The 12280-nt window shown below is 55.1% G+C and carries 13 protein-coding genes and 1 pseudogene; 9 read left to right on the top strand and 5 right to left on the bottom strand.

Annotated features, from left to right (window positions below):
* Positions 1–442 (top strand): NAD(P)/FAD-dependent oxidoreductase (locus HMPREF0178_RS02400; protein WP_009378713.1); only part of this gene is annotated, 442 nt, incomplete at its 5' end.
* A 2-nt stretch (positions 443–444) separates the two neighbouring features.
* Positions 445–1167 (top strand): outer membrane protein assembly factor BamD, encoded by a 723-nt coding sequence (locus tag HMPREF0178_RS02395; protein ID WP_005026691.1) that lies wholly within the window; start codon positions 445–447, stop codon positions 1165–1167.
* Between the two features lie 180 nt (positions 1168–1347).
* On the opposite strand, the gene HMPREF0178_RS02390 is transcribed toward HMPREF0178_RS02395, so the two are convergent.
* The gene (locus HMPREF0178_RS02390; RefSeq protein WP_005026692.1) at positions 1348–1776 is read right to left on the bottom strand and encodes an ACT domain-containing protein; all 429 of its coding nucleotides are present in this window, start codon (positions 1774–1776) and stop codon (positions 1348–1350) included.
* 120 nt (positions 1777–1896) lie between these two features.
* A complete protein-coding gene (locus HMPREF0178_RS02385; protein WP_005026694.1) occupies positions 1897–2097 on the bottom strand; it encodes a twin-arginine translocase TatA/TatE family subunit in 201 nt (66 codons plus the stop codon).
* A gap of 547 nt (positions 2098–2644) precedes the next feature.
* On the opposite strand from HMPREF0178_RS02385, the gene HMPREF0178_RS02375 reads away from it, so the two are divergent.
* The 7 genes from HMPREF0178_RS02375 (at position 2645) to ilvC (ending at position 8194) form a co-directional block, all read left to right on the top strand.
* Complete coding sequence (locus tag HMPREF0178_RS02375; RefSeq protein ID WP_232281167.1) at positions 2645–3247, top strand: hypothetical protein; 603 nt, start codon at positions 2645–2647, stop codon at positions 3245–3247.
* Positions 3244–3933 (top strand): HAD family hydrolase, encoded by a 690-nt coding sequence (locus HMPREF0178_RS02370; protein ID WP_009378710.1) that lies wholly within the window; start codon positions 3244–3246, stop codon positions 3931–3933. Before HMPREF0178_RS02375 ends, HMPREF0178_RS02370 begins: the two co-directional genes overlap by 4 nt.
* A gap of 37 nt (positions 3934–3970) precedes the next feature.
* Complete coding sequence (locus tag HMPREF0178_RS02365; RefSeq protein ID WP_009378708.1) at positions 3971–4270, top strand: YggT family protein; 300 nt, start codon at positions 3971–3973, stop codon at positions 4268–4270.
* A 182-nt stretch (positions 4271–4452) separates the two neighbouring features.
* On the top strand, positions 4453–4686 hold the full coding sequence (locus HMPREF0178_RS02360; protein WP_005026702.1) for a YdcH family protein: 234 nt from the start codon (positions 4453–4455) through the stop codon (positions 4684–4686).
* Positions 4686–6377, top strand: coding sequence for a biosynthetic-type acetolactate synthase large subunit (ilvB, locus tag HMPREF0178_RS02355; protein ID WP_005026704.1), 1692 nt, complete (start codon positions 4686–4688; stop codon positions 6375–6377). Before HMPREF0178_RS02360 ends, ilvB begins: the two co-directional genes overlap by 1 nt.
* Positions 6378–6420: 43 nt before the next feature.
* Positions 6421–6912, top strand: coding sequence for an acetolactate synthase small subunit (gene ilvN / locus HMPREF0178_RS02350; RefSeq protein WP_005026706.1), 492 nt, complete (start codon positions 6421–6423; stop codon positions 6910–6912).
* A gap of 292 nt (positions 6913–7204) precedes the next feature.
* Positions 7205–8194: a ketol-acid reductoisomerase gene (gene ilvC, locus HMPREF0178_RS02345; protein ID WP_009378704.1), complete on the top strand. Its 990-nt coding sequence runs from the start codon at positions 7205–7207 to the stop codon at positions 8192–8194.
* Positions 8195–8796: 602 nt separating this feature from the next.
* On the opposite strand, the gene HMPREF0178_RS02340 is transcribed toward ilvC, so the two are convergent.
* From HMPREF0178_RS02340 to HMPREF0178_RS02330, 3 genes and pseudogenes are all read right to left on the bottom strand, one after another.
* On the bottom strand, positions 8797–9102 hold the full coding sequence (locus tag HMPREF0178_RS02340) for a hypothetical protein (protein WP_009378700.1): 306 nt from the start codon (positions 9100–9102) through the stop codon (positions 8797–8799).
* 600 nt (positions 9103–9702) lie between these two features.
* Positions 9703–11088 carry an SLC13 family permease gene (locus HMPREF0178_RS02335; RefSeq protein ID WP_009378698.1) on the bottom strand — a complete coding sequence of 462 codons (1386 nt, stop codon included), beginning with the start codon at positions 11086–11088 and terminating at the stop codon, positions 9703–9705.
* A 159-nt stretch (positions 11089–11247) separates the two neighbouring features.
* Positions 11248–12280, bottom strand: a pseudogene (locus HMPREF0178_RS02330) (FAD-binding protein); the annotation flags it as partial.

Raw genomic sequence — 12280 nt, 5'->3', positions numbered from 1 at the left:
ATCCAGGATCGCCAGCAAGCTGTATCTGATCCACCGGCGGGAAGGTTTCCGCGCCGCCAAGGTCTATCAGGATAAGATTCACGCCGCTTCGGACAAGATTGAACTTGTGTTGGATACTGTGGTAACCGGTTTGATGGGAGAAGACTCGTTGCAGGGGCTTCATCTGAAAAATGTCAAAACCGGTGAAGAAACACAGCTTCCTGTGGATGGAATGTTCGTCTTTGTGGGCTATGAGCCCCAAAACAGTTTCCTGCCTGCTGGTCTCGAACTGGACCCGCAGGGGTTCATTATCACTGATTGCGAGATGCGGACGAATCTGCCGGGACTCTTTGCGGCGGGGGATATCCGTTCCAAGATGTGCCGTCAGGTGACGACCGCTGTCGGCGATGGGGCTACAGCCGCTACGGCTGCCTTTACGTATCTTGAACAACTGGACGCCTAAGCATGTATTTTCGTCATCTAGTGCTGGCCGCATGTCTCTTGCTTCTTTCTGGATGTGGCATCATTGACTATTTCTTTCTGCCTCCGCCAGAAGATACGGCTCAGGAGCTTTACGAAGGCGCCAATGACGCCATGCAAGAGAAGAATTACTCGCAGGCCGCCCAGTACTATACAAAGCTCAAGGATAACTTCCCGTTCAGCCCTTATACGGTTGAAGCGGAATTGTCGCTTGGTGACGCTTTCTTCCTTGACGGAAAATACCCTGAGGCAGCCGAAGCCTATAAAGAATTTGAATCTCTTCATCCTCGCCATGAGGCTATCCCCTATGTCTTGTACCAGGTGGGGATGTCCAACCTGAAGAGCTTCATTTCCGTGGACAGGCCTACGACGTCGACACAGGAGGCTTTGGAATTCTTCGGACGATTGAGGGAGACCTACCCGAACAGCGAGTATGCCCAGAAATCTGTCGAGGAAATGAAAAATTGCCGTCGGCTCCTTGCCGAACATGAGCTGTATTTGGGGGATGTGTTCTGGAACATGAACAACTATGGCCCGGCTTGGCGGCGCTATACGTACATCGTGGATAATTTCCCCGATGTGCCGGAAGTCAGTGCTCATGCAAAGGAAAAAGCTCTGTCCGCATACTATAGATATCGTGAGCAGCAGTCCCAGAAGGCCCGTGAGCAGATCCAAGGATCTTGGAAGCGCTGGTTTGATTGGCTCTAGCCGCTCTTTACGCTGAAAGAAAAACGCCGCCGGGATAATTTCCGGCGGCGTTTTTCTATGTGTGGAAAAGCGATAAACCTTGTTCTGCCGACAAAAGGCCGAGATTCTCCAATTGATTGTTCTAAGCAGAAACAAAAAAAGTCCCCACTTGAATATGGGGACTTTTCAAGACACTGTTCGCTAACCGTTGATGCGGTCAGCGGGGATAATCGGAATGTTCTTGGCTTTCAGCACTTCGATGGCCTGATCGATACGATCGAAGCGGAAAATCATGGTAGCGCTGCCGCCGCCTTCCTGCACGAACGCATACATGTATTCCACATTGACGTTTTGGCCGGACAAGGCTTCAAGGATGTTGTTCAGTCCACCGGGCTTATCGTCCACTTCCACAGCGACAACAGCGGTTCGCCCAACGGTGAATCCCGCTTCTTTCATGATGTTGATGGCTTTTTCCGTATCGTTCACGATGAGACGGAGAATGCCGAAATCGGACGTATCGGCCAGAGAGAGGGCTCGGATATTGATTCCCGCTTCCGCCAGCGTTTTGGTTACCTGAGCCAACCGACCGGCTTTGTTCTCAAGAAAAATGGAAAGTTGTTCGACTTTCATGGTGGCCTTCCTTATATGCCTTGCGTTGCTGCCAGCCTCCATCGGAGGAGTGGAATTATTCTGACAGATCTTGCCGAAAAACGCCAGCAAGGACTGAGCCTGAACTGAAATCGGAGCGGGCTATGCGGAATGGGTTGTGTCGTCTTTTTTCTTTTCGTCTTTGGGAGTGATGTCTATTTCGTCGGGCTCCGAGCTGGCCCGCTTGAAATTGCGGATGGCTTTGCCAAGCCCGCCGCCGATCTCGGGGAGTTTCTTGGAACCGAAAATAAGCACTACTATAACGAGAATTAAGAGCAATTCTTGCATGCCGATACCGTACATAAAGGCCTCCGTTTTTATAGGACAGAGATATACCGATGGATCCCGGGCAGGTCAAGCAAAGGGCGTTGCATCCTTCTGTCCATCAGGGTACACAACAAAATGCCGTGGCGGGATGGAGGCCTTGACGAGGCCGGAAGGGCCGAAATCCGCACAAGTGCGGATCACTGGAATCAATGGTAAGCACAGTACGCCTGTGAGGTTTAGAGGTCAAGATTGCAAGGCGGCTGCAAGAGAATTGTTACAAAGGATGTATCATGCAAAAAGAATCGGATGATTCTATTGTATATGTTCCGACGATGCACTGGGAATTCTTCCCTGAGGGGTTTTGGGATGCGTTAAGCCGCTCTGGCCGGGGCTCTCGAGTCGCTATTGGGGACAACGAAATCCTGATGCATGGCACAAAATTTCTTTGCCCTATACCCCTACGGAGGCAGCAGCTTGTCTTGCGGAGCTGACGCAGCTTGATGAGGCGGGCATTGCGGCCCTTTCGGATACGGTGGCGTCTTCCCGGTCCACGGCTCAGAAAGTTTCACAGGAACGGGATGATTTGAAGTGCTTCGCCAAAATGGGAGAATGCCGAGAGGTCGGAAAAGATACGGTTTCAACAGAAGATATGCGGCGCTGGGCGCAGCGTTTTCTTTTGCTGGGCTGGCTTCAGGAAGAACGGGTTTTGGAGATGGAGCAGCTCTCGGCGCGTTATCGCGCGGGGGCGGAGAAACTGGCGGCCCACCTGGGCACGCGGGATACCGAGAGGGAACCTGCCGATGAAGATGCGGAGATGCTTTCCGGCTTGCTTGGCATGATGCGGGACTTGGTTCCTGAGGATCCGGCCACGCTGTTGCCATCATGGTGCTTTATCTTGGATTTGTTAGCAGTTTTATTGCCGGAAGGAACTATTGCCTGCACGGCGGATCAGCGGATGGCAAAAGCGTTTGCGGAAGCTGGCATATGTCAGGAATCACTGTCTCCGGCGCTTCTGGCACGATTGCCTGAAGGCTGGCATGTGCCTGAAGGCTATGCCGTGACCTATGGCGAAGAGCCGATGTGGAAGCTGATCGGGAAAAAAGCGCCGCAATCGGACAGGCCATGGCTTGACAGACGGCAACTCGTGATTCTTTGTACAGCAGACGATGTGTTGGAGCGGGCATGATGCAATCCTCGGTGACGACATTGGCTTCTCTTCTTGAGAGGACATTTCCCGCAGGGCTTTCCGGCCTCATTTTCGACTGTGACGGGGTCATGGTCGATTCCCGGGATGTGAATATCGGTTATTATAACCTGCTGCTGAGGGAAGTCGGCAAACCTCCGATTACGCCGGAACAGGCCGGATATGTGCAGATGTCCACGGCGAAGGAGGCTCTTGAGTATATTTTTTCGCCGGAGGAGCTGAAGCTGTTGCCGGCCATTGCGGAGCGTTACCCGTATCGGGATGTCGCGTTGCCGCAGTTGGAGCTTGAACCGGGGCTGGCGGATATGCTGCATTGGTTGCGTGAGCGGGGCGTCCGGCTCGGGATCCATACGAATCGCGGAAGCGGCATGTGGGACTTGTTGGCCCGCTTCAACCTGGGCGAAATGTTTGATCCTGTCATGACGGCCGAGATTGTTCCGTCAAAGCCCGATCCCGCCGGGGTTCACCGTATTCTTGAAACATGGAAGTTTGGTCCCGAGTCGGTAGGGTTCATCGGCGATAGCGCTACGGATGCCGCCGCGGCACAAGGCGGCGGAGTTCCCTTGCTGGCATACAATAGCCCGGATTTGCCCGCGGCTGTGCATGTCGACAATTTTGCGCATCTGCGCAGTGCGTTGGAGCGGCTTCCCCGGTTGGGCCGTACTTAAGAAGAACGCCCTTTACACTTATTTTCTAGGAGGTAGCATGTTTGTGCTTGGCAATATCCTCTTCGCCGTAGCGCGGGTTCTGGATACGCTCTTAACTTTGTACTTCTGGGTTGTTATCATTTCCGCCCTGCTGACTTGGGTCCGGCCTGATCCGTATAATCCAGTGGTCCGCACGTTGAATGCCTTAACCGAGCCCGTCCTGTACAGGATCCGCAAATGGCTTCCCTTCACCTATATCAGTGGGTTGGACTTGTCCCCCCTCGTGGTGCTCGTCGCCATCCAACTGGTGCAGTCCATCGTGGTCCGTTCCCTGTTCCAGTATGCGGCCATGTTGTAGTAAACCGTGAAAAACGGAAAGGGGGGCTGGCCGTCAGGAAAGGAAGAAAGCGCCTTTCCGGGAGTCAGCCAGGAATTGCCATTCCCTTTCCTTGTTTTTTGGGCTATGCACTTAAGGAACGGTAACGCACAGCGTCGCGTTCCAGTGTCGTTTTCAAACCTCTATGTATTGGAGAAAGTCTTATGGAACAGCGTGAGCTTCTTCTTCTGGAAAAGTACGCCGCCGTCAATCCTGAACTGAAAGAACTCTGGGAAGACCATATTCTTTATGAAAAGCAGGTAGAAAAGCTCGAAGCCAAGGCCTATCGCACTCCTACGGAAGAACAGACGTTAAAACAGCTGAAGAAACAGAAGCTTGAAGGGAAGACGCGTCTGCACGCCATCCTCGACGGCTATAACGAACAGGAAGGCAACTAATGTTGTGCACCGGGGCCAGGATCCTTTTGGAAAGTCTGAAGCGTGAAGGCGTTGACCTTTTCTTCGGCTATCCCGGCGGGGCTGTCATTGATATCTATGATGAGCTGTCCAACCATCCGGATCTACGCCATATTCTCGTGCGGCATGAGCAGGGTGCTGTCCATGCCGCCGACGGCTATGCGCGGGCTTGCGGAAAGGTTGGGGTTTGTCTCGCTACGTCCGGCCCCGGTGCGACCAATACTGTGACGGGGATTGCTACGGCCTACAGCGATTCCATCCCCATGGTTATTTTTACGGGGCAGGTGTCCACGCCGCTCATCGGGAATGATGCGTTTCAGGAAGTGGATATCATAGGGATCACCCGCCCCTGTACGAAACACAACTTTTTGGTCAAAGACGTCAAAGATTTGGCCGAGACTGTCAGGAAGGCCTTCTATCTGGCGCGTTCTGGACGCCCCGGGCCTGTGCTTGTCGACATTCCTAAGAACATTCAGCAGGCAAGCTGCGAATTCGTTTGGCCGGAAGATGTGGTGATGCGGTCATACTGCCCCACGTTCCGGGCCAATCTGAACCAGCTTCGGCGGGCGATGGACGTCCTCGTTACCTCCAGAAAACCGCTTATCGTGGCTGGTGGTGGCGTGATCATGGCCAATGCCGCAGAGGAACTCTGCACACTGGCCCACCTCATGCACGCTCCGGTCTGTTCCACGCTGATGGGGCTGGGGGCTTTCCCCGGTGATGATCCGTTGTGGATAGGTATGCTCGGTATGCATGGGACCTTCGCGGCAAACCGCGCCGTGACTCAGGCTGACGTCATTCTGGCTGTTGGAGCCCGTTTTGATGACCGCGTCACGGGGAAATTGTCCCAGTTCGCTCCCAACGCGCGAATCGTGCACATCGACATCGACCCGACGACTTTGAGAAAGAATGTCCGGGTGGAAGTGCCGGTTGTGAGCGATGCACTCAGTGCCTTGCAGGGGTTGCGTTCCATTTTGGAGTCCGGTCATGCCCAGAAGGACTGGGCGGGCGATCATGCGGACTGGATGGGGCAGGTGCTGGAATGGCAGAAGGAGCATCCGCTTTCCTGGGCCAAGGGCGATGTGCTGAAGCCGCAGCAGGTCGTCGAGCGCATGTATGAAATCACGAAGGGCGAAGCCATCATTACCACGGAAGTGGGGCAGAACCAGATGTGGGCGGCCCAGTTCTATAAATATCATAAGCCGCGGACATACTTGACTTCAGGTGGCCTCGGCACGATGGGATACGGGCTTCCCGCCGCAATCGGAGCCCAGATGGCTTTCCCGGATCGCCTTGTAGTCGATGTCGCGGGAGACGGTTCCATCCAGATGAACATCCAGGAGCTGATGACGGCTGTCGAAAATGGGCTTCCCGTCAAGATCCTCATTCTGAACAACCGCCATCTCGGCATGGTTCGCCAGTGGCAGGAACTTTTTTATGATGCCAACTACGTCGCCACGGACATGAAGGGGCAGCCCGATTTCGTGAAGCTGGCGGACGCGTATGGCGCGGAAGGCTATCGCATTACGACGGAAGAAGAGCTTGAGGAGCTGTTGCCCAAGGCTCTGGCTTCACCGAGGACCGCTGTTATTGACGTGCTGGTGGACAGGGAAGAGAATGTTTCTCCCATTGTGCCGGCCGGGGCCTCGCTGGACGAGATGTTGATCGTATAGGTGTTGCCCTCTTGGGTGAACTTTAACAGCTCTTGGAGGAAGAATGCGGCGCGTTTTGTCTGTACTTGTTGAGAATGAACCGGGTGTCCTCTCTCGTGTGGCGGGATTGTTCAGCGGTCGCGGTTTCAACATCGAGTCGCTCAATGTGGCCCCCACCCTTGAGGATGGGGTTTCTCTCATGACCATCACCACCAGCGGCGACGAACAGATCATCGAACAGATCGTCAAGCAGTTGCGCAAGCTGGTGACGGTCGTCAAGGTCGTCGACTTTTACGGGATGGCCTATGTTGAAAGGGAAATGATGGTCATCAAGGTCCACGCGGAAGAATCCAAGCGCGGCGAAGTGCTCCGCATAGCGGACATTTTCCGCTGCAAGGTCGTGGACGTGAGCCTTACCGACCTGACGCTGGAAGCAACGGGCGATCACTCCAAGTTGCAGGCGATTATCCAGTTGCTACAGAAATTCGGCATTAAGGAGCTTGCTCGCACGGGGACGCTCGCTGTCCGGCGTACTATGCAGAGCGACGACATCTAAACGATTTTGAAAGTGGCCCGCAGAAATTTTCGCGGGCCGCTTCTTTTTTGGCGTTTATCTTTCGAAATGTTGTTTCTGGGCTCGAAAACAGCCGCAGCAGACTGGATTTCCCCCTTTTTCCGTATATCCGTTATGTTTTTATGGAGAGGGGGATATTGCCAGTCTCTGTGCACTTGTGTATTTTGAGCTTTCGAGCAATCCGCTTTTAGGCGCATGCCCGCAGGTGATTCTGGGACGGTCCGCGTTGGGCCGTGTTTTCGGAATGTTTGGAGTTACCAGTTAAGGAGAGAACATGAAAGCCTTCTATGAACAGGACGCGAACCTGGATTTTCTCAAAAACAAGACCATTGCCGTTATCGGTTACGGCAGCCAGGGCCATGCGCATGCCCAGAATCTGCGTGATTCCGGCCTCAACGTGATTGTCGGTCAGCGTTCCGGTGGTGCCAACTACGCTCTTGCCAAGGAACACGGCTTTGCCCCCATGTCCGCCGCGGAAGCTGCCGCTGCCGCCGATGTGATCATGATCCTGCTGCCCGACCAGCATCAGGCCCGCGTGTACCGCGAAGACATCGTTCCGAACCTGAAGCCCGGCAAGTCTCTGGTGTTCGCTCACGGCTTCAACATTCATTTCTGCCAGATCGAACCCCCGAAGGACGTGGATGTGTTCATGGTGGCCCCCAAGGGCCCCGGGCATCTGGTTCGCCGCACCTTCACGGAAGGGGGCGGGGTTCCCTGCGTGTTCGCCGTCCATCAGGACGCCACCGGCGAAGCCACCCAGAAGGCGCTGGCCTATGCCAAGGGTATCGGCGGGACGCGTTCCGGCGTGATCGAAACCACCTTCAAGGAAGAAACTGAAACCGACCTCTTCGGCGAACAGGCCGTCCTGTGCGGCGGTGTGACCGAACTGATCAAAGCCGGTTTCGAAACATTGGTCGCTGCCGGCTATCAGCCCGAAATCGCCTATTTTGAATGCTGCCACGAGATGAAGCTCATCGTTGACCTCATCTATGAAGGCGGCTTCGGCAAGATGCGTCATTCCATCAGCGACACTGCCGAATTCGGCGATTACCGCACCGGCCGCCGCATCATCACTGACGAAACCCGCAAGGCCATGAAGCAGGTCCTGAGTGAAATCCAGGACGGCACGTTCGCTCGTGACTTCATCCTTGAATGCGGCTGCGGCTACCCGAGCTTTAAGGCGAAGCGCCGTATCGAAAACGACCACCAGATCGAACAGGTGGGCGGCAAGCTGCGTGCCCTTATGCCTTGGCTGAAGAAGTAAGTTCTGAAGCGACTGTTTGATAAAAAATCCCCCAAGCGTCTGTTTGGGGGATTTTTTCTATTCGACGGATCAGGATTTTTTAGGCGCTTCGTTCTTGTGTTCCGAAAACCATTTGCACTTATGGATACACCACCACGGAGTCACGATGAACCGGCCATCGGCCTTTGTTTTCCTGTCTGGGTGGGCACCACTCGTTGCACAGTCCAGAGAGCACAACATCAGGGCTTGGCATCGCTCTCCGTGGGGGCAACGGTGTAGTTCTTCCTCTTCGGGCATGGGCAAGGGCATCTGTCTATCTCCTCGTTGGCGGTATCGAAAAGAAAGCGGGCCGATACCGTATCCAACTCAGGATACCGGAGAGCCGGGAAGAGGGCAAGCTCACAGGTATGACCGCATTTTCTTCATCGCGTTTCCAATGGATTATCGGGAAGCAAAAGGATTCGCCTCTGAGCTGGAGTGACTCTCGGAATCGGCTCAGGGGGGAGAATATGTGGAAGCTGGAACTTCATGAATGAAACGGCGCGAGTACCAAGCAAAACCCGCTTCGGCGGATAAAACGAAAGGGCCGGAAACGTTTCCGGCCCTTTTCTGTATGGACAGTGCTATGAAGCGCAAAGGCGTCCGTTTTTGACAAAGGAAGAGAGGGACCGTTCCGAGAATATCCGGTATCCCTCCGCATGATCGGCTTCAATGCGGACGTTGCCGAGCTGATCCAACATGCGCTTCCTGATGCAGAACGTAAAACCGGAAACTTCCGTGGTCACATCGTCCTCTTCCGGTTCATCCAGAATCAATTCCAATGTCGGGCTGTGGCAGCAGCTACATCCGGGTTCAATGCGGAACGTACGTTCGGTACGTCCTCTTAGGCGCTTCAATTCGTCAAGTACCGCTTCGGATAACGTGATCATATTCGCCTCATTTTATAATGTACCGTGGGCGAAGAACCACACGGCATGTACCTCATCTTCAAGAGCCGTATTGTCCTTTTCTAGGGCAACTGTTTGGAAATTTCATGACGGTTTTCCGATAGTTGCGCGTCGTGTCGGTTGCGCCTGTTTATAGAGACAATACCGTTCAGATCAAAGGCGGTGCTTTCCATTCCCGCGAAGAGGCTGAGGCTTTGCCAGACCCTACACAGACAGGAAAGCGCATTCCATGCACCTTGCGGAGAGTCGTCAGGTAAAGGGCTGAGTATTCATGGAGTATATGGGTAAAAGTCAGTAAAGAGAGTGTGTAATGCTTATCTGGCCTAGGACGTTTGAACCCGCTTTGAGAATAGGTTCTCATAACCTTTTCTTATAAAGGGTACGAGACGAAAACAGGCGTGTCAATAATGCGTTGTAAGAACGATCAGCCAAAAACGAAAAGAATGAGGACAGTGGAAGTCTGTTGCAAAGCATAAACAAAAATGTTGCCCCGGAAATCTATCCGGGGCAACACAGCAGGCGGACGGCAATGGAAAGGTGAACGGGAGAACCAACAGAAGGCTCCCTTCATTTCCGAGTGCGCTACATCAGGCCGATACCATTCCAATAGGGTACGGCAAGCACAACGACAAAGATCCCTATGATGAGCATACGGATCGCCAAAGCGGTCACGATGTGGCGGAGCAGGACCCGTTCAGTGATGAAAATGTAGAGGAAGTAAACGGCTTCATACGGGAAGATGTACTGGTCCAGGCCAAAGTTGAATGCATAGAACAGCGGGAGCGGGTTTACGTTCATGGCCGTCCCCAGCTCCCCGAAGGCGGGCGTAAACGCGGCCGTCGCCGCAAGCGGGGTCAGCAGGAAGTTGATGACGACCCCGGCGACATAGGCGCATACGACGGACATGGTTTCGCCCCATCCCTGAAGCAGAGGCACGATGCTCGCCACGGCCCACTTGTTCGCGCCGACGCTGCCGCCCACAAAGCCGATAGCCATACAGCCCGTGATGAACACGAGGAATACGATATTCAGGTTGCTGAAGCTCTCGCGGTCAAGGACATTGATGCCGGGCAGGTAGCTCAGGAGTGCGAGCACGCAACAGACGTATACGGGATCGATATGGGTCAGAGGTTCCAGCATGAAGCCGAGAATGATGCCGAAAACGAGGACCAGCAGTTTGATTTCACGCGGCTGGATGGGGCCCATTTCACGGCAGCTTTGCTCGATGAACGTGGAGAAGTGCGCTCCGGAGACGAGCGTCTCGCGTCCCTTTACGATATAGACCGTCGCCATCGACAATGCGTAGTATATCAAATTGATGAATGTTGCCTGATAGGCATAGTCCCAGAAGTTGATGGTCTTGTCCGTCCCCTTGAGCATCATCCCGAAAGCCCAGATGAAGGATTCCGAGGAGTGCAGGAACATGAACTGCGGGGCCGCCGCCGCAAAGAAAGCCATCATGACGATGGTGGACGACATGCGGGACTTGGCGTCGAGCTGGAGCGCTTGGATAATGCCTACGGCGATGGCGCAGAAGATGACGACGCGGGCGAGGATGGAAGGAAGGATGACGACGAGCACGAGCCCGGCGAGGAAGAATCCCGCCACAAGGCCGTTGAAGGAGCCGCCCGTCAGCTTGAGACATCGCAAGGCCAGCCGTTTGGCCAGCCCCGTCTTTTCCATGCCTTCACCAATGATGACCGCAGCGAAGCTCAGCCACGGGAGCACGGTGGCCCACGGCCCGAATACGACTTCGGCATCCGCCACGCCGCAAAGGATATAGGCGAACGTGAGCATCGCCGCCACGCCGATGGCGGGGAATACATTGAGTGCCCATGCTATGATGGCGGCGCTGGTAAGCCCCATGTACAGCGGGAAATGCGGCGAGACGTCTTGCGGGGAAAGGGCGTAGACGCCGCAAGGGATAAGCAGGGTCATGGTCCACTTGAGAGCCTGAACGGGATTCATAACGACCTCTGTTGGTATGAGGGAAGAACGGCTTGACCGGACAGGGAATGAGGCGTTTACCGGGGATATGCTTTGGAATGGTTGGCGGGACTCTGGAAAACAATTGGGGCGAAAGGGCCGTGTGACGGGGCCGGGGAGGCTGTCTCCCCGGCGTGTTGCCTATTTCAGGCGGTCGCGCCATGCCGTGCGGGGCGTGCCGTCTTCCTGCCAAACGCGAAGGAACTTGTCGCGGAGCAAAGGGTTCGTGAAGGTGAAATCGGCCCTTAAATGGCGTCCCCGGCTTTCTTTGCGCTCACGTGCCGCAATCATGAGCGCTTCGCCGAGATCGAGCAGGTTGAGCACTTCCGCAGCGCGCATCAGTTCGTGGGCATCGGATACCGACATTTCCTTATTGATCTTTTTTCGCAGGTCGCCGATATATTTGATGCCTGCCGTCAGCAGCGTATCGGAGCGCAGGCGGTGCGGGCCGCAGTCCGCGTATTCGGTCATGATCTGCTGGAGAGCGAAGTTCGCTTCCTGCCATGACGCGCCGCCGCTGCGTTCATACAGGCCGCTGAAGAATGCCATGCGCTCCTGGCAGAAAGGCGCACCATCCACATCGGCGGGCTGACCGAGCGTTTTGTAGTCTCCCGCGTGATGCCCCGCGATCCAGCCGTAGACCGCCGCAGCGCCGATGTCGCCGCTGATGTTGCCCATCATGTCGCCCGCCGCGAACAGGCCGCGGATATTGCTCTCGCCGTTGATGTCGATTTCAATGCCGTTGGTACAGAGGTTGGCTTCGTACTGCCCGAATTCCACGGCATGTTTGCCGGGATCGATGCCTTCCTTGTCCATATAGTCGAGCAGCGCGGTGAGCCCTTCGCACCGCATGGCCCAGCGCATGTGTTCAAGGTCTTCCGGGCTCGCACCGGAACAGTCCATATAGGCGGGGCCTGTGCCGTTGAGCTTCAAATCGGTAAAGGCGGACGCCCAGATGTCGCTGGTCATGTCGCCGGTTTCCACGTTGGGCTTGGTGATGAACGGGCCGATGGGCTTGCCGTTGGGGTACCGGTAGACGCCGATCCATGTGGCCTTGCCGCAGCGGGCGAGGAAACGGGGCCCGGCATGGCGGTAGGTCTTTTCCATATTGACGAGATGGGCCCCCAAGCGCCACGCCTGTGCGATGGAGTCACCGGTTCCGGAAGGGCACATG

The sequence above is a fragment of the Bilophila sp. 4_1_30 genome, assembly GCF_000224655.1.
GTDB lineage: Bacteria > Desulfobacterota > Desulfovibrionia > Desulfovibrionales > Desulfovibrionaceae > Bilophila > Bilophila wadsworthia.
This window is presented reverse-complemented; position numbering and strand designations above follow the sequence as displayed.